The following is a 16,260-nucleotide window of genomic DNA, read 5'->3' on the forward strand; positions in this document are numbered from 1 at the left end:
CCATGACCGATCCTGCCGAAGACGTCGTCCTCTCCGTCGAAAACCTCTCGATCGATTTCCGGTTGAGAACCCATATCCTGCATGCCGTCGAGAATGTCAGTTTCGACCTGAAGCGCGGCCAGACGCTCTGCCTCGTCGGCGAAAGCGGCTCGGGCAAGAGCGTCACCGCCCGCGCGCTGCTGCAGATCGTCGATCGCCCCGGGAGCATCGTCGGCGGGCGCATCCTGTTGCGCGACAGCAGTGAGATCACCGATATCGTCAGGCTCGATCCGGATGGCCAGGCCATGCGCGCCATCCGCGGCCGCAGGATCGGTTTGATCTTCCAGGAACCGATGAGTTCGCTATCACCGGTCCATACGATCGGCTCGCAGATCATCGAAGCCGTGCGCCTGCACAGCGATCTCGACAAGCGCGCCGCACGGGCGAAAACGGTCGAACTGCTGCGCCAGGTGGAAATCCCCAATCCGGAACAGATGGCGGACCGCTACACGTTCGAATTTTCCGGCGGCATGCGGCAGCGTGCGATGATCGCCATGGCGCTTGCCGGCAATCCCGATATCCTGATCGCCGACGAACCGACGACGGCGCTCGACGTCACCACCCAGGCCGAGATCCTCGACCTGATCAAGCGGCTGCAGGTGGAACGCGGCATGGCGATGCTGTTGATCACCCACGACATGGGCATCGTCGCCGAAGTGGCGGATGAGGTCGCCGTCATGCGTTTCGGCCGTATCGTTGAGCGCGGCCCGGTCGATGCGATCTACCATGAGGCTCAACATCCCTATACGCGGCAGCTTCTCGCCTCGACGGTGAAGCTGACCCGCCATGTCGAAGGCCGGATGCCGGCGGTGGCCGCGTCGTCGCAGCCGCGGCAGCCGATCCTTTCGGTCCGCAATCTCGGCAAGACCTTCGGCTGGCACGGCAAGGCAAGTTCGCTACGCGCGGTCGACGACGCCAATTTCGATCTCTATACTGGTGAAAACCTCGGCATCGTCGGCGAAAGCGGCTCGGGCAAGACGACGCTCGGCCGGCTGATCCTGCGCACCGTCGAGCCGACGACGGGCAGCGTCATCTACCGCAACAAGGACGGCGGCGAGGTCGAAGTCACCAGCCTGACCAAGAAGGAGCTGCGCGGCTTCCACCGGGAAGTCCGCCTCGTCTTCCAGGATCCGTTCGCCTCGCTCAACCCGCGCATGACGGTCAAGGAAGTGATCGGCGACCCGCTGATCGTCAACCGCCTCGCCAAGGGCAAGGCGCTCGAAGAGCGCGTCGCCGAACTGATGCGTCTCGTCGGGCTCGATCCGATGGGCATGGAACGGTATCCGCATGCCTTTTCCGGCGGCCAGCGGCAGCGCATCGGCATTGCCCGGGCGCTGGCGCTCGACCCGCGCATCATCATCGCCGATGAGGCGACATCGGCGCTCGACGTGTCGATCCGCAGCCAGATCCTCGACCTGCTGCTGGATATCCGCCAGCGTCTGAACCTCAGCTTCATCTTCATCTCACACGACATTTCGGTGGTGCGCTATTTCTGCGACCGCGTCGCCGTCATGCATCGCGGCAAGATCGTCGAACTCGGCGAGGCCGAGCAGATCTGCACCGCGCCGCAGGAGGCCTATACCAAGAGCCTGATTTCCGCCGTTCCCAATCCTGACCCCCGCGACAAGCGCATGCTGCACCGGCACCGCTTTGTCGCACCCGTTCTCTAAAGGACAGTGCAGTGCCGAAATTCTCCGCCAATCTCTCCTTCCTCTACCAGGACCTCCCCTTCCTCGATCGTTTCGCGGCCGCCGCGAACGATGGTTTCGGCGGGCTCGAATATCTCGGTCCCTATGCCGAGCCAAAAGAGAAGGTCGTCGATGCATTGAAGGCAAGCGGCCTCGTCCAGGCGCTCTTCAACGTACCTTCGGGCGACTGGGCCGGCGGCGAGCGCGGCATCGCCTGCCTGCCGGACCGTGTCCAGGAATTCCGCGATGGCGTGGCGCTCGCGCTGGATTATGCCAAGGCGCTCGGCTGCGGCCAAGTCAACGTCATCTCCGGCCTCGTGGCAAAGGGTGTGGATGTCGAGGCTCTGGAAAAAGTGCTGGTCGACAACCTGAAATACGCCGCCCCGCGCTGCGCCGATGCCGGCGTCAAGCTGCTGATCGAGCCGATCAACCTGCGCGATATCCCCGGATTCTTCCTGTCAACGACCGACCACGCGGAGCGCATCCTCGACAAGGTCGGCTCCGATAATCTCTATATCCAGTACGATTTCTACCACATGCAGATCATGCAGGGCGACCTCATCCCGACCTTCATCCGCCTGAAGGACAGGATCGCTCATGTGCAGATCGCCGATAATCCCGGCCGCAACGAGCCTGGCATGGGCGAAATCAACTACGATTTCATTCTCCCCGAACTCGACCGCCTCGGCTACGACGGCTGGGTCGGCTGCGAATATCGACCGAAGGCCGGCACCAGCGACGGCCTGACGTGGATGAAGCCCCATCTCGCCGGAGGGCCTCGCTAAGATCAAAGCTTTTCCGAACTAACCGGACACCATCTTCGCCGCTTCCAGACCGGGGCCTTTCTCCGGAGGGCGGAGCCATGTCCGAACATCGATGAAGAAGGACAGGACCATGCTCAGACACGATATCAAATTCCCCTACGGCGCCGTTTATTTCCGCAAGTCCAACCCGCCCCGCGAAGACTGGGAGCGCGATTACACGACGGCCGGCGAGGACGGCCTCAACATCTTCCGCCACTGGTTCATGTGGAGTGCGATCGAGACCGCGCCCGGTGTCTACGACTGGGAAGAATACGACCGACAGATGGACCTCGCTGCCAAGAACGGCATCAAGACGGTCATCGCCGAGCTCATTCACGCCGTGCCCGACTGGGCGGTGCGCAAATATGCCGATGCACTGCAGGTCAATGCCGACGGCACCAGGCTCGGCTCCTATATGGGCGTGTCGGCGGCAACCGGTGGGTTTTCGAACAACGGCGGCGGTGCCGGCGCGCTGACGCTCAACTGCCCTGAAGTGAAGGAGGCGGCCGGCAGGTTCCTCACCGCGCTTGCCACCCGCTACAAGGACCATCCGGCGATCTACGGCTACGACGTCTGGAACGAGTGCAATTATTCCGCCGATGTCGATTACAGCAGCTATGCGAAGTCCGCCTTCCACACCTGGCTGGAGAAGAAATACGGCACGCTGAAAGTGCTCGCCAAGGCCTGGCACCGCTACAGCTATGCGGAATGGGAGGATGTCGAACCGCCGGTGCACATGGCGCCCTATCCCGAATGCATCGACTGGCTGCAGTTCAAGCGCGACAACTTTTACGACCAGATGCAATGGCGCATCGACACCATCCGCGCCGTCGACCCGAAGAACACCATCGCCGCCCACGGCATATCAGGTGCGATCCCCAACATGGCGGCCAACGGCTGCGACGACTGGCTGGCCGCCTCCAAGGTCGAGATCTACGGCTTTACCTGGATCCAGGCCCGCAAGGGGTCGGAGGCCTGGAAGAACTGGTACGGCGTTGACATCAACCGCGCCGCCGCCCGAGGAAAACCCTTCTGGCATGCCGAGCGACAGGGTGGGCCGCTCTGGCTGCAGCCGCAGGTTATCGGCCGCGACAAGGACGACGGCCGCGTCGCCGAGCCCGAGGATATTCGCCTTTGGAGCATGACCTCGTTTGCGGGCGGCGCCCGCGGCGTGCTGAACCTGCGCTGGCGGCCGCTGCTCGACGGGCCGCTTTTCGGCGCGTTCGGCGCATATGGCATGGACGGTTCCCGCACGCCGCGCTCGACGATGCAGAGCGACATGGCGAGATGGGCGAACGATCCGGCACAGGCCGCCCTCTGGGAGGCAAAGCCGGTGCGCGGCGAAATCGGCATCCTGGTCATTCCCGAGACCCAGGAATGGGATTACCTCCTGAACTACGACCGCAAGGAAAAGCCCTATCCGGAAGCCATGTGGGGGGCATATCGCGCCTTCCTCGAAAACGGCGTCCAGCCGGACTGGGTGCATATCGACGATATCGACGCCTATGACCGCCTCTATTTCCCCTATCCGATCATGTTCACCGCCGAGCAGGCAAAACGTCTCGCCGCCTGGGTGGAAAAGGGCGGCACGCTGATTGCCGAGGCCTGCCCCGGCTATTTTGGCGACCGCGGCCATGTCGGCCAGGTGCAGCCGAACATGGGCTTGGACAAGGTTTTTGGCGCCCGGGAGGATCAGGTCGAGTTCATGCCGGATCTCGGCGACCGCATCCATTTCGAGCTGGACGGGGCGGCGGTCGATGGGGGAGGTTTCCTGCAATCCTATGTGCTCACCGGCGGCACCGCGCGCGGCAATTTCGACGACGGTCGGCTCGCCGTGGTCGAAAGCACCTATGGCAAGGGCCGCACGCTGCTGATCGGCACCAACCCGTCGGTCGCCTATTACAAGTCGCAGGGCAAGGCGAACGGCGCCTTCTTTGCCGAATTGCTGCGCTGGAGCGGCTGCGCGCCGCATGCGACCCTGTCGAACAAGGCGCTGTTCGCGCGTATCCACCGCAGCGAGAAGGGTAGCTTCCTCTGGCTCGTCAATCCGACCCGCTCGGCGCAGCTGACCGAAGTCAAGCTCGCCGAAGGCCATGGGCGTCTTGCCCCCGGCAAGGCCGTCTGGCCCGTCGGACACGACCATGGCGGCGGCATGATCGAGGTGCCGGCCCGCGACGTCCTGATCCTGCCGCTCGAATGACATCGGTCCGCGCCTCACCTTGCTCAAACCTTACGTTACAGGGAGAACGGCCAGTAAGGGCATGGTCGATCCGGAATTTAAGGGGATGTTCGATCATGCGCAGGGGGCGATGAAAGCCTACCGCCTGACCCTGTCTTCTTTGCCGATCCCTGCTTCCGTGCGCCGTGCCGTGTGTGTAGAAGCAAACGACGCAACCATTCGTATTGCAAAAGCAGCTCCTGTCCTTTCTGAGGATCATCGCCGTCCATGTGAAGTCATCCCTCGATCATATGCCACTGCGCAAACAGCGAGAACTCAACCGGGCTCTGGACATCCTCCTTGAGGAATTCGAGGACGCCCTGAAGGAGGGGACGGCCGACTTCAAGAAGCGTGGCCGGATCCTGAAGATCATCCTGTTCGGTTCCTATGGTGCGCCGTGAAGGCACGGGAGGTTATCATGCAAGAAAGATAGCCTCCTAACCTGGCTGGTTCTTGACCGGTGACTGGAATGTCATCCCTCTACAGAGAGTAGTAGACGGAAGGGGATCGAAAAGCTCGGCCGGGCGTCGCCGGCGGGGTGTCATCAGCAGATCGGTCTTAAATGAAACGGATACGGCCCATCAGCCGTAGGCCGGGCTACCGCAGTGTCTATGGTGAGGCAACGAAGTGAGTGCTGGAAGCCTCTGTCTTTACCGAACCACGCCCTCAAATCATGATGGCGAGAGGGCCAAGCAATCTGAAGCGGCGGGGCTTGTAATTCTTCGCTGCTGGGTGCGCCGAAAGCGCACTCGAGGAAGGGGCACTCTCCATTGCCTTTCCTCCCGAATTGTCTGGGGTAGAGCTCACCACCTACCGACACCAAGGTTAGGAACCGGAACACGGGAACTCGGATCGCCCGCCCAGCAGGAACTGGGCTAGCTGCGACGGCCGGAGAAGAACGAACCCGAGGGCGGAGCTTCCGTTGTAGTCGGGGGACGGGAAAGCCGTGCACAGGGCGAAGGGAAGCAGGAAGACGTTTAGGCTTGCATGACGGAGGAATGATCTGTGGACATGGATCGCCGGGCCGACGCGGCTTGAATACTTTTCCTACGGGTTTCGACCCGATCGAAGCATGCATGGCGCCTTGGAGAATACCCAAGGGTGGATGGGTCGACGAGCCGTTCACGATGAAGGGTTATGGGGGCTGATCCACATATGCGATAGAGCCCTGGCCGATATCCCCCGATGAAGCGGCGGCGACAGATATTACTTCAATCGGTCCAGTAGCTCTTGTGCCACAGCCGGGGCGGAGGCGGGGTTCTGACCGGTGATCAGTTCCCGATCAGTCACGACATGTGCGGAGAAAGCTGCATCAGCCCGACTGAATTGACCGCCCGCCTGTGTGAGCGCATCCTGCGGATAGAATTTCATTTCGCCGCCACCCAGCAGTCCCTTGGCCATTTCCTCTTCCTGGTTGCTGAAGACCGTGAGCTTGTAGCCGGCATAGATCCAGTCCGTTTGCGCCTTTGCGGTTCCCGCCGTCTCGAACGTCTTGACGAACTCTTGTGCGTCCGGCAGCGTGGACAAAAGCGCGATCGGTCCGTGGCAGGCGAGCGCCGTCGTCTTGCCGTTTTCATGAAAATGCGTCAGCAGCTTGCCGAGTTCGGAGCTCACCAGAAGATCCTGCATAGGCGCGTGACCGCCCGGCACATAGACAGCGTCGAAATGGTCGTAGCCGATCTGTTCGACCCGAGCGAGGCTGATGACAGGCGATTTCTCGCGCGACATCAGGCCCAGTTCCGACAGCTGCGCTTCGCTGGCTTTCATCGCCGCTTCATCACCGCCAAAATACATCCTGTCGATGGAGGTCACGTCAACGGAAGGCGCGGTGCCTTTCGGAGTGGCGAAAGTGATCTCATGGCCGGCGTCGCGCAGCGCCTGAACCGGCTGCATCAGTTCATTGAGGTAGAAGCCGGTTTTGAACACCTTGCCGTCCTTCAGGTCGAGGCGGTCGGAATCGGACAGGACGATCAGCACGTTTCCGGCGTGGGCGCTGATGGTGCTTGCCCCGAGCGCGAGGGCAATGGCGAGGCTGCGCAGAGGCTTCATGGGTTTGTCTCCTAACGCTAAATTTGATTGGGAATGAAGAGGTGGATGCTCAGCCAGCGACCTTGGTCAGCCGGTGCAGGGCGAAATCGGCGAAATATTCACCGACGCCACTCGCCTGAAACCGCTGCATGGCGGCGCCCTGCATGTGTGCGCGCCACTGGTCCTCACTTGCCCAGGTTTCGACGAAGATGCGCACGCGTCCATCATCGAGCGACTGATGCAACTCGTAACGAAGGCAGCCGTCTTCGGCCAAAGTCTCGGTGACCAGCTTTTCCTGGGCGGCGCCAAGGGCCGCTTCCTTGCCGGGCTTGGCGGTGGTGATGGCGATGATGGTCAAAGGCTTGTTTGACATGGGTAGCACCTTCTCAAGCGATGGTGTTGACGAGACCGCCTTCGGCACGAAGGGCTGCACCGTTCGTGGCGGATGAGCGGGGGCTAGCAAGATAGGCAACGAGGTTTGCAACCTCCTCCGCTTCCACCATGCGCTGAAGGATAGAAGCTGCGCGGGCGTTGGCGAAGAATTCGGCCTCGATCTCTTTGATGGGCGCGGACGGGTTGCTTGCCTGACTGCGCAGGAAGTCCTCGATGCCCTCCGAACGGGTCGGTCCAGGCAGCACGGAATTGACCGTGACATTGGTACCGCGCGTCAGTTGCGCCAATCCACGCGAGATCGACAATTGCGCCGTCTTACTTGTTGCGTAGTGGATCATGTCCTCAGGGATGGCGAGGCCTGACTCACTCGAGATGAAGATAATCCGGCCCCAGCTGCGCTCCAGCATGCCGGGAAGATAGGTCCGTGACAGGCGCACGCCACTCATGACATTGACGTCGAACAGATGGCTCCAATCGGCGTCGGTGATGTCGCCAAAGGCCTTGCTCTCGTAGATGCCGAGATTGTTGACGAGGATATCGACCGAAGGTTCGGCCTTCGCGATGTTCGCGGCACCCTCGACGCTGGCGGCGTCTGCCAGAATGCCAGAGATGTCCGATCCGCCGGATGCCTTAATGGCCGCAATCGCGCTGTCGAGCTTGGCGCGGTCGCGCCCGGTGATGACGACACGCGCGCCTTCGTTGGCGAGCGCGCGGGCGATTTCAAGGCCAATGCCGGCGGTGGCACCGGTCACGAGGGCGGTCTTTCCATTCAGTTGCAGATCCATGACGTGTCTCCAGATTGTTGCTGGGGACAATTTATGATTTATCAGCCAGAGGTACTATTGCCTGGGAAAGACATGCACCTGTGAACTAGGATCATCAATGCCACGTATCCTGATGGAACGCTCCGGCGAAATGGAAGTATTTGCCCGCGTTGTTCAGGATGGGGGATTCTCCGCCGCCGCCCGCAACCTGGACATCACGCCATCGGCGGTCAGCAAATTGATCGCACGTCTGGAAGCCAGGCTTGGCACGCGCCTCCTGGTGCGAACGACCCGTGCTCTGACGCTGACGGAAGAGGGCGAGGCCTATCACCATGCGGCCCTGAGGATCCTGCAGGACCTGAATGATGCGGATCAGGAGGCTGCGGGAGGAGCGGTTCGCGGACGGCTCAGAATCAACACCACAATACCCTTTGGAACAATGTTCGTCGCACCGGCTATTCCGGAGTTCATTGCGCGCAATCCCGATCTGATCGTTGACCTCAGTTTCACCGACGGCATTGTCGACCTGGTCGCTGAGAAAACCGATGTCGCCATCCGCATGGGAAATCTGCCGGATAGCGGACTGATCGCACGCAAACTTGGTCAAAGCCGGCGGGTGGTCTGTGCGTCACCCGACTACTTGGCGCGCCGGCGTTCGCCGGAAACGCCCGAGGACATCGCGCAGCACGACTGCCTGACCTTCAATTTTCGGCGAGCAAGGCCGTCCTGGCCGTTTCGTGACCATGACCGGGACATCGCGCAACCGGTCAAAGGCAGCATCGTCGTCAATAACGGCGAGACGATGAAGCAAATGGCGTTGGCCGGCGCGGGCGTTGCCCGCGTCGGCCTGTTCCATGTGGCCGACGACATCGCGGCAGGGCGGCTGATCCCACTGCTCGAAGACTTCAATCCAGGCGATCTTGAACTGGTGCATGCCGTCTACGTTGGTGGTGGTCCCCTCCCCCACCGCGTCCGTGCCTTCATCGAGCATATGGTCGCGACACTTGGCAAGTCACCGCTGCTGAACGGCACATCCTGACCCGGAGAGAAGGAGGAATGCGAGCTTCAAGTTACCTCGCAATTCTCTTCAATCGCGATACTCTGGCTCTTGCCGGTCAAGCACTCGCCGGATGCTCTCAAGATGCATCCTGGCGCTTTCCGGGTCCCCTTCCCGCATCTGTCGCGCCGCTTCAGCCGCGACAGCAGGCAAGACCGGCAGGAGGCGGCGACCAGTGCACATCGCCTTCAACTGAACCTCGGCGGCGCGCTCCAGATAGTAGAGGTCATCCCAGGCCTCGGCAATGTTCGGCGCGCAGACCATCACACCATGGTTTTTCATGAACAGGATATCCTTGTCTCCGAGCACGGCGGCGATCCTGTCGCCTTCGCTTTCGTCCAGAGCAAGGCCGTTGTAGTTCTCATCGACCGCGACGCGGCCATAGAACTTGAGTGCGGTCTGGCCTGCCCAGACCAATGGCTCGCCTTCCACCATGCTGAGCGCGGTGGCGTTCGGCATATGAGTGTGAAACGCAGCTCCCACGCGCGGCGCGATCTTGTGCAGCCGCGCATGGATATAGAATGCGGTTGCTTCCGGCACCCCATCGCCGGCAACCACATTGCCCTCGAAATCGCAGATCAGCAGCGACGAGGCTGTCGCCTCCTGAAACGCCCAGCCCAGGCGATTGACGATGAAGAGGTCGGGATGGCCGGGCACGACGGAGGAGAAATGATTGCAGATACCCTCTTCAAGACCAAGACGCGCCGCCATGCGAAGGCAAGCGGCAAGATCGACACGTGCTTGCCATATCTCGCCGGTATCCAGCGACATATTGCGCCGAAGTGCAGAGTTCGCCTTCGAAACATTCAGCTCATGCGCCATGCTTGTCTCCTTATTGTTACATCCAGCCTGCTTCGGCAAGGATGGTAGGTACCGTGTCGAGCGTCGGGACGATTCCATTTGGTCGGTAATCTTCCAGGGGTATGCGACCAGTGCCACGATCGACCCAAACAGCACGAAAGCCAAGTTCGCGCGCCGCTGCAAGATCCAGATGCGGGCTGGCGCAGATATGCAGGAGGTCGTCCATACCGATGCCAAGACTTTTCCATGCGTGATGGAATGTCTGGCTGGAAGGCTTGTAGGCACCGGCCTGCTCAGCCGTGATGACGCGGTCGATGTGGCCACCAAGCTGGACCACGTTTCCAGCAATGATGGCATCATCGGTGTTGGAGATGATCGCTAGGCGGAAACCTGCGTCTTTCAACTTTCCAAGGGATGCAACCACCTCAGGAAACGGCGGCATCTTGCCGATCGAGGATGTCAGGATTTCGGCATCCGCAGCCTCAAACGGAAGGCCGAATTCGGCCATCGCCCGTTCCAGGGCAAGGGCGCTGACCTCGGCAAAAGTTCGGTGGGGACGCTCCGCTTCCAGTGCATGTTCCTGCCGGTCATAAACCGCGATGAAGGCCCTCTGATCGATATCGCCACCTTTTGCGGACAGGATCCTGTCCATTGCTGCAAGCAGTCCTTCGTCCCATTGAATCAGGGTTCCGTAGCAATCAAAGGTCAGCCAAGTCGGCTTGGGGCCAGTCAGGGTCATATGTCTTCTCCTAGATTTTCCCGAGATTGACAAAGCCCCAGCAGATTGAGAAATTAAATCTCCTTATACAAATCATTAGGAAAGCAAATGAGCTTTGGTTTCGATCTGGATCTCCTGAAGACATTTGTCGCGGTCATCGACTGCGGCGGCTTCACCAGGGCGGCCGAACGGGTACACCTGACACAATCGACGGTGAGCCAGCAGATCAAGAAGCTGGAGGTCAATTTGGCCACCTTGCTGCTGCATCGGGATAAATCGACCGGAACTGTTGAAACGACGGAAGCCGGCGAGTTGCTGCTGAGCTATGCGCGTAAATTACTTGCCATGGCGGATGAGGCCGCCGAGGTCATGCGAAAACCTTCGGCTCCGCGCACGGTCCGTCTTGGCGTACCAGAAGATTTCGCCGGGCCGCGTCTTATCGATCTGCTGTCGGGATTCTCTGCGGCGTCTCCTCATATCAGGCTTGACACGGTCAGCGGATGGAGCACCGAACTTCGCCGCCTGCTAGATGCGGGCGAGATCGATCTGGCGCTGATCAAGCGCGAGCCCGGAGATGGGGCCTGTCTCGCGAGCTGGAAAGAAGAACTGATCTGGGTGGAAAGTGCCACGCGTTCTGTCGAGGCGGATCCGGTTCCACTCGCGGTGTTTCCCGTCGGCTGCATCTACCGGGATCGCGCCATCCGTGCGATCGAGCGCAGCGGTCGCCGCTGGCGAATCGCCTATACCAGCCAGGGCCTGATGGGTGTGCAGGCGGCGGTCGCCTCTGGCCTCGGGATCAGTCTCCTTCCTTCCGACGCAGTGCTTGCCGAACACCGACGACTCGGACTGTTGGATGGGTTTGGTGATCAGCCCGCGTCCGAGATGGCGCTGGTGAAAGGACGGGCGAGCCTCTCTGCAGAAGCCCAGTCCGTCGGGCAATTTCTGGCGGATAATCTGGGCTCATAGTGTCCCCGACGATGGCGTGCAGGTGGTCTTGCCGCCGACTCAAGAGCGACGAAGCGCCGCCTTCAAACCTTCGATCTGCAGCTCGAGCCAGACAGCAAACGCTGATCAGCGTTGCTGTGGCACTCTCTCCCATTGCGATCGAAGCCATTGGCAGCTTTGATTCCAGAGATGCCCATCTATGCCGAAGGTTAGACAGGCTGGCGGAGAGCTCGTATGAGGTATCATCTGTCGGCGCGGAGGCACTCACCCCTCGTGTGCCTGGCTACGGCCTGCAAGCCGTTCATGAACTGCGCCAAGCAGGGCGCTCACCGGGCGCACGTCACCGCAAATGGAAACCCGCTTTTCCGATAGTTGCCAGGCCCTGAACGCATCGAGTTCGGGGCCTGCGTGCATCAGGGCGGCGCGCTGGGCGTCTTCCCATTCACACACGATTTCGATGTCGTTCTCACGACCGCTTGACCCGAAACATGCCACGTCGGCATGATCATTCTCAACGCCGATGAACAGCCTCGCCTCGCCGCCTCGGCAGCAAGCCAGATTCGTTGGCGCGTTACGCAGGCGCTCCAGTATCCGGACGGTACCCTGGCGGAGGCTCGGTGCGTCGATCAGGCTCGCCTGCAACATCTCCCGGGCCAGTGCCATCCAGTTTGCCGACATGAAAGGTAGTCGATCGGGATATCTGAATGGCAGTTGCGCTGCCCCCTCCAGTCCGGGTATCTCAACATATCCGGGGAGTGCCCTGATCCGGTTGATCCAGGCGCGGACTGCCGGGTAGGCAGACAACGAGATCTGCGCCTCATGCGAAAGCGCCACATAGGGAAAGCAGGCGATATCGGCCACGCTCGGAAGGCCCTCGACAAGCCACGACTGGTTTTGCAAATGCATTTCCAGAATAAACAGCACCCGCTCACTCGCGCGTGCCGCTGTCTCGATATCGGTTTTTAAGCCAGTCAGGTGATAGAGACGTGCGGGCTGCAGGCTGGTGGCAATCTCCTTCCCCGCAAAAGCGAGCCACTCCGCTGCGTGGCCCAAGCCTTCCCGAGAAGCGGGAAGCCATTGCCGACCATATGTGCTGGCGAGATAAACGAGGATTGCCTGGCTGTCCCGCATGACCGTGTCACCGTCGACGAGAACGGGAACCTGCCTTAGGGGATTCCGGCTCTCGAACGACGGTGCCAGTTGTTCCGCTGCCAGAAGATCCACGTAACGTTTCTCGTAGTCCATGCCGAGCATGGAAAGGAACATACGAATCTTGTGGCAGTTTCCGGATCGGGGGAAATCGTAAAGCAGCATGAACTTCAATCCCCCTTCGCTGGGGCGGTCATGGCGATCGCACAAACGGTGGTCAACAGGGCCAGGGCAACGATGTAGACTCCAACGGCTGAAATGCTGCCGAAGGATCCGACCAGCAACGTTGCCACGACCGGTGCCAATCCGCCACCGAGAGCCGCAGCAATCTGGATGCCGAGCGACATACCGGTATAGCGAACTTCGGCGGAAAACTGTGCGCTGTACAATGCCGACTGCGGCCCAAACATGCTCGCATAATTGAGCGTTAGCGCCAGGACGATGGCAATGTTGAAGCTATAGAGTGAACCAGAGCCTATCAGCATGAACAGCGGCATAGCCATCACTGCCAGCAATATGCCGCCGGTGACGTAAACACGCCGTGCGCCAACGCGATCACCAAGCCAGCCGAAAAAAGGGATGGTCACGACCTGCAAAGCCGCGCCGAGCATGAGGGCGTTCAGTACATCCGCACGAGAAAAGCCAAGGGCCGTGTTCGCATAGGAGATCGAAAAGACGACGATCGTGAAATACAGGGTCACTTCCGCGAGCTTGCCGCCAATCGTCAAAAGAAGCGCCTTTCGGTGATGACGGAGAACCTCCACCAGCGGCATCACCTTGGCCGCCTTCGACTTTGACGCTTCGAATTCCGGAGTCTCATCGATCTGGGAGCGGATGAAGATGCCAATTATCACCAGTAGTGCACTGCCAAGAAACGGAAGACGCCAACCCCAGCTCATAAAACTTTCCTCCGGCAAGCGCGTCACCAGCGCAAAGGCCCCGGTGGACAACAGCAATCCAAGAGGGGAACCCATCTGGGGAAGACTGCCGAAGAGCCCTTTCTGCCGAGCAGGCGCATGTTCGACGGCCATGAGCATGGCCCCCGCCAGCTCGCCACCAAAGGAAATCCCCTGCGCCAGCCGCAGGGTGACCAGCAGAACCGGCGCCCAGATACCGATTTGCGCATAGGTTGGCAGCAGCCCGATCAGCACCGTCGCGATCCCCATCAGCAGCAGGCTGAGCGAAAGCATCGCCTTGCGCCCGACGCGATCGCCAAAATGACCAAAGATCATGCCTCCAAGCGGGCGCGCAAAGAAACCCGCTGCAAAGGCGCCAAATGCTGCCAATGTCGCCGTGGCCGGATTGTCGGATGGAAAGTAGAGGTGATTGAAGACCAGGGCGGCCGCGGTGCCATAGGCGAGGAAATCAAAACCCTCGATGATGGTCCCCGCCATTGTGGCGGCACCAACCTTGATGAGCTTGCCGTTTTTTGACACGGCGGTGCGATCTGCCGGCACGGCAGCAATTGTATCATTCATGACGTTCCCCTTATTTTTAGACAACTATGTTGTCTTATAGGGTACCGATAGCTCGGAGGCATGGTTTTCGCAAGTGCGAAAAAGGAATAGTTAACAGAACCCGATCATAAATTTCGGTAAGAGCCTGCAGCGGCCTGTGCTATGTGCGCTGCAGTTTTCTACAGGACAACAGGAACCGCCTGATGAACACACCCTCTCATTCCATTGCCAACGCGGCTTCGGACTTCGGCCCCCAGGCGCGGGCACTACGCCAGAGGCGCAATCTCACGCTCGACCGGGTGGCGGAACTGACGGGTCTGACCAAAGGACATCTTTCCCGCTTCGAAAGGGGCGAGAAGGCGCTTTCCGTTGCTGCGTTGCTGCGTCTTGCCGCAGTGCTCAACACGTCGGTGTCGTCCCTGCTCGGAGAACAGGTGGACGACGATACCTTCCGCCTTGTTCGCCGGGAAGAACGCAAGCTGCATCATACGGAGGTACGTGACGGCGGCTACGGTTTCGTGACGCTGAGCAGGCCGACGGAAAACACGGGCCTTGATGCGTTCATCCTGGAAATGCAAGCCAATGCCGAACGCATCAATGAGGCGCATCATGGCGGTGAGGAAAGCTTCTATGTGCTCGATGGGGAAGTCGAAATTCGCGTTGCGGACAAGGTGATGATCCTGGCCGAAGGCGACTATCTTCAATTTCCCGGACGACTGAAGCATGTCATCCGCGGACGCAAGGATCTCAACCGTATCTTCATCGTCATCGCTGGCAAATAGCAGGCGCCGGTTCCACACCGCGCCTGCTTGCCAGAGGCTTTCAGACCCCGTCTTTCACGGGGACTTTTGACCAGAGTGAGCGCATATCCCGCAATACCCACGTCAGGCAATCATCCGGGATGAGATAACCTCCAACCCCGTCGGTAAAGAGGATATCGTAGATGCGACGGCTGGCCGCGTCGATCGCCGCCTCACTGGTATCGCCATCGATTGGCTCGGGAAGCATGATCGTGATCGTGTCCCGCTCCTCGGCCACGACTTCCACCTTGTAGTCGCCCGAAGGCATAACGCCAAAATGCTCCTTCAATCCTGAAACCGGGTCCTCGATCAAGCGTTGCCTGAGGTCGCGATCGCGGCGAATTTCCCGGTAGTGCGCCGTGAAGATGTCGTGCTTCTCGTTCATGCGTTATTCCTTCGATAGCTCTGACGCATGCCAAGCAGTTCAAGCTTCAATGCCTGCGGCATGATCCAACAAAAGAGTTCCGCGCTCTGCCAGAGATCCATCTGGTTGATGATGTTCCCGGCGTCATCCGCATGTTCTGCAGATGGTGGAATGACGTAGTAGAGGGTATCGCGACGCTGCATGCGGATGTCGATATTCACATCGTCGGACACCTCCACCCCCATCGATTTCAGAGCGGATTTCGGGTCGGTCTCGATAGCCGCGCGGAATGCGGGATCGCGCCACGCCTTCTCGATCAAGGCGCGCTCAAGGGTTTGCTTCATGGTCTTTCCTCTGCGGCTGCAAGCAGGATGTCGGCAACCTGTTGCGGATGGGTCAGGATCGCCATGTGTCCGGCATCCAGTGTTTTGACTGTCATGCCAGCTTCGCCGGCACGTTTTGCCACGTCGTCGAAATAACATGGGCGAGCGGTGCAGTGAATAAAGGTGCCCGCAACTCCACCGGGCTCGCCCTGGGGCAGCGGTTCCTCATGCGTCTTGATCGGCATTGGCGTGAGCCTGCTGTCATCGACATCGCCAAGTTCAGGGAAGAAAGCTTTCGTCTCCACGGGACGAACCAGCCACGGCCGGTCCTCCAACCGGAGCGTCTGGAACGCGTCCCGCTGCCACGGCAGCAGATCCCATGCGCACTCACCGGACTTCGGGAAAAATGCATCGACATAAATGAGGTGTCGCAACTGTGCGGCTACGCCGGATGCCACGCCGGTGATCACCATGCCACCGTAGCTGTGACCGACCAGCACGACATCCTCCACGCGCTCCCACTCGATCAGGCGCGCCACGTCATCGATATGGGTTGATAACCCGGTCTCTTCGGTCGCCAGATGAAAACGGTCCGCCAGACCGGTAAGGCTGGGCGCAAGAACCCGGTGCCCCTTCGCCTCGAGGAGGTGGCGTATGGGCTCCCATTGCCAGCCGCCGGCCCAGGAGCCGTGAACAAGTACAAAAACGGCCAT

Annotated in this window: 16 protein-coding genes and 1 pseudogene; 7 read left to right on the forward strand and 10 right to left on the reverse strand. The window is 60.3% G+C overall.

The features are described from left to right. Positions 1 to 2 precede the first annotated feature (2 nt). From ABCW43_RS20805 to ABCW43_RS20820, 4 genes and pseudogenes are all read left to right on the forward strand, one after another. Positions 3 to 1,709: an ABC transporter ATP-binding protein gene (locus ABCW43_RS20805; protein ID WP_345927944.1), complete on the forward strand. Its 1,707-nt coding sequence runs from the start codon at positions 3 to 5 to the stop codon at positions 1,707 to 1,709. 11 nt (positions 1,710 to 1,720) lie between these two features. Continuing rightward, positions 1,721 to 2,512, forward strand: coding sequence for a 2-oxo-tetronate isomerase (otnI, locus tag ABCW43_RS20810; protein WP_345927946.1), 792 nt, complete (start codon positions 1,721 to 1,723; stop codon positions 2,510 to 2,512). Between the two features lie 109 nt (positions 2,513 to 2,621). Then, complete coding sequence (locus ABCW43_RS20815) at positions 2,622 to 4,730, forward strand: beta-galactosidase (RefSeq protein ID WP_345927948.1); 2,109 nt, start codon at positions 2,622 to 2,624, stop codon at positions 4,728 to 4,730. Positions 4,731 to 4,999: 269 nt separating this feature from the next. Next, positions 5,000 to 5,137 (forward strand): annotated as a pseudogene (locus ABCW43_RS20820) (nucleotidyltransferase); the annotation flags it as partial. An 817-nt stretch (positions 5,138 to 5,954) separates the two neighbouring features. On the opposite strand, the gene ABCW43_RS20825 reads toward ABCW43_RS20820, so the two are convergent. From ABCW43_RS20825 to ABCW43_RS20835, 3 genes are read right to left on the reverse strand one after another with little or no spacing between them, the layout of a single operon-like run. Continuing rightward, a complete protein-coding gene (locus ABCW43_RS20825; RefSeq protein ID WP_345927950.1) occupies positions 5,955 to 6,797 on the reverse strand; it encodes a type 1 glutamine amidotransferase domain-containing protein in 843 nt (280 codons plus the stop codon). Positions 6,798 to 6,846: 49 nt separating this feature from the next. Next, positions 6,847 to 7,149, reverse strand: a complete 303-nt coding sequence (locus ABCW43_RS20830) for a putative quinol monooxygenase (RefSeq protein ID WP_345927952.1) — start codon at positions 7,147 to 7,149, stop codon at positions 6,847 to 6,849. Between the two features lie 13 nt (positions 7,150 to 7,162). Further along, positions 7,163 to 7,954 carry an SDR family NAD(P)-dependent oxidoreductase gene (locus tag ABCW43_RS20835; protein WP_345927954.1) on the reverse strand — a complete coding sequence of 264 codons (792 nt, stop codon included), beginning with the start codon at positions 7,952 to 7,954 and terminating at the stop codon, positions 7,163 to 7,165. A gap of 97 nt (positions 7,955 to 8,051) precedes the next feature. On the opposite strand from ABCW43_RS20835, the gene ABCW43_RS20840 reads away from it, so the two are divergent. Continuing rightward, positions 8,052 to 8,972: a LysR family transcriptional regulator gene (locus tag ABCW43_RS20840; RefSeq protein WP_345927956.1), complete on the forward strand. Its 921-nt coding sequence runs from the start codon at positions 8,052 to 8,054 to the stop codon at positions 8,970 to 8,972. Between the two features lie 48 nt (positions 8,973 to 9,020). Here ABCW43_RS20840 and ABCW43_RS20845 read toward each other — a convergent pair whose 3' ends face one another. Both ABCW43_RS20845 and ABCW43_RS20850 read right to left on the reverse strand, forming a co-directional pair. Beyond that, on the reverse strand, positions 9,021 to 9,812 hold the full coding sequence (locus tag ABCW43_RS20845) for an aldolase (protein ID WP_345927958.1): 792 nt from the start codon (positions 9,810 to 9,812) through the stop codon (positions 9,021 to 9,023). A 16-nt stretch (positions 9,813 to 9,828) separates the two neighbouring features. After that, complete coding sequence (locus ABCW43_RS20850) at positions 9,829 to 10,530, reverse strand: haloacid dehalogenase type II (RefSeq protein ID WP_345927960.1); 702 nt, start codon at positions 10,528 to 10,530, stop codon at positions 9,829 to 9,831. 87 nt (positions 10,531 to 10,617) lie between these two features. Between ABCW43_RS20850 and ABCW43_RS20855 the strand changes: the two genes are divergently transcribed. After that, positions 10,618 to 11,475, forward strand: a complete 858-nt coding sequence (locus ABCW43_RS20855; RefSeq protein ID WP_345927962.1) for a LysR substrate-binding domain-containing protein — start codon at positions 10,618 to 10,620, stop codon at positions 11,473 to 11,475. A 243-nt stretch (positions 11,476 to 11,718) separates the two neighbouring features. Here the strand turns inward: ABCW43_RS20855 and ABCW43_RS20860 are convergent, their stop codons facing one another. Both ABCW43_RS20860 and ABCW43_RS20865 read right to left on the reverse strand, forming a co-directional pair. Further along, positions 11,719 to 12,768, reverse strand: a complete 1,050-nt coding sequence (locus ABCW43_RS20860; protein ID WP_345927964.1) for a glutathione S-transferase family protein — start codon at positions 12,766 to 12,768, stop codon at positions 11,719 to 11,721. Between the two features lie 5 nt (positions 12,769 to 12,773). Then, positions 12,774 to 14,081: an MFS transporter gene (locus ABCW43_RS20865; RefSeq protein WP_345927966.1), complete on the reverse strand. Its 1,308-nt coding sequence runs from the start codon at positions 14,079 to 14,081 to the stop codon at positions 12,774 to 12,776. A 182-nt stretch (positions 14,082 to 14,263) separates the two neighbouring features. On the opposite strand from ABCW43_RS20865, the gene ABCW43_RS20870 reads away from it, so the two are divergent. Next, positions 14,264 to 14,842, forward strand: coding sequence for a helix-turn-helix domain-containing protein (locus tag ABCW43_RS20870; RefSeq protein WP_345927968.1), 579 nt, complete (start codon positions 14,264 to 14,266; stop codon positions 14,840 to 14,842). A gap of 40 nt (positions 14,843 to 14,882) precedes the next feature. On the opposite strand, the gene ABCW43_RS20875 is transcribed toward ABCW43_RS20870, so the two are convergent. From ABCW43_RS20875 to ABCW43_RS20885, 3 genes are read right to left on the reverse strand one after another with little or no spacing between them, the layout of a single operon-like run. Continuing rightward, a complete protein-coding gene (locus ABCW43_RS20875; RefSeq protein WP_345927970.1) occupies positions 14,883 to 15,245 on the reverse strand; it encodes a hypothetical protein in 363 nt (120 codons plus the stop codon). Then, positions 15,242 to 15,568, reverse strand: a complete 327-nt coding sequence (locus ABCW43_RS20880) for a hypothetical protein (RefSeq protein WP_345927972.1) — start codon at positions 15,566 to 15,568, stop codon at positions 15,242 to 15,244. Before ABCW43_RS20880 ends, ABCW43_RS20875 begins: the two co-directional genes overlap by 4 nt. Next, positions 15,565 to 16,260, reverse strand: coding sequence for an alpha/beta fold hydrolase (locus tag ABCW43_RS20885; RefSeq protein ID WP_345927974.1), 696 nt, complete (start codon positions 16,258 to 16,260; stop codon positions 15,565 to 15,567). The genes ABCW43_RS20880 and ABCW43_RS20885 overlap by 4 nt, the downstream gene beginning before the upstream one ends.

This window comes from Neorhizobium tunisiense (assembly GCF_039631515.1).
Taxonomy (GTDB): domain Bacteria; phylum Pseudomonadota; class Alphaproteobacteria; order Rhizobiales; family Rhizobiaceae; genus Neorhizobium.

Excerpts from the sequence above, each read along its gene's own strand:
- ABCW43_RS20835 (WP_345927954.1), bottom strand. The coding sequence starts at position 7,954 with ATGGATCTGCAACTGAATGGAAAGACCGCCCTCGTGACCGGTGCCACC.
- ABCW43_RS20870 (WP_345927968.1), top strand. The coding sequence starts at position 14,264 with ATGAACACACCCTCTCATTCCATTGCCAACGCGGCTTCGGACTTCGGC.
- ABCW43_RS20860 (WP_345927964.1), bottom strand. The coding sequence starts at position 12,768 with ATGCTGCTTTACGATTTCCCCCGATCCGGAAACTGCCACAAGATTCGT.
- ABCW43_RS20845 (WP_345927958.1), bottom strand. The coding sequence starts at position 9,812 with ATGGCGCATGAGCTGAATGTTTCGAAGGCGAACTCTGCACTTCGGCGC.
- ABCW43_RS20875 (WP_345927970.1), bottom strand. The coding sequence starts at position 15,245 with ATGAACGAGAAGCACGACATCTTCACGGCGCACTACCGGGAAATTCGC.
- ABCW43_RS20840 (WP_345927956.1), top strand. The coding sequence starts at position 8,052 with ATGCCACGTATCCTGATGGAACGCTCCGGCGAAATGGAAGTATTTGCC.
- ABCW43_RS20855 (WP_345927962.1), top strand. The coding sequence starts at position 10,618 with ATGAGCTTTGGTTTCGATCTGGATCTCCTGAAGACATTTGTCGCGGTC.
- ABCW43_RS20880 (WP_345927972.1), bottom strand. The coding sequence starts at position 15,568 with ATGAAGCAAACCCTTGAGCGCGCCTTGATCGAGAAGGCGTGGCGCGAT.
- ABCW43_RS20830 (WP_345927952.1), bottom strand. The coding sequence starts at position 7,149 with ATGTCAAACAAGCCTTTGACCATCATCGCCATCACCACCGCCAAGCCC.
- ABCW43_RS20815 (WP_345927948.1), top strand. The coding sequence starts at position 2,622 with ATGCTCAGACACGATATCAAATTCCCCTACGGCGCCGTTTATTTCCGC.
- ABCW43_RS20825 (WP_345927950.1), bottom strand. The coding sequence starts at position 6,797 with ATGAAGCCTCTGCGCAGCCTCGCCATTGCCCTCGCGCTCGGGGCAAGC.
- ABCW43_RS20805 (WP_345927944.1), top strand. The coding sequence starts at position 3 with ATGACCGATCCTGCCGAAGACGTCGTCCTCTCCGTCGAAAACCTCTCG.
- ABCW43_RS20865 (WP_345927966.1), bottom strand. The coding sequence starts at position 14,081 with ATGAATGATACAATTGCTGCCGTGCCGGCAGATCGCACCGCCGTGTCA.
- ABCW43_RS20885 (WP_345927974.1), bottom strand. The coding sequence starts at position 16,260 with ATGGCCGTTTTTGTACTTGTTCACGGCTCCTGGGCCGGCGGCTGGCAA.
- ABCW43_RS20850 (WP_345927960.1), bottom strand. The coding sequence starts at position 10,530 with ATGACCCTGACTGGCCCCAAGCCGACTTGGCTGACCTTTGATTGCTAC.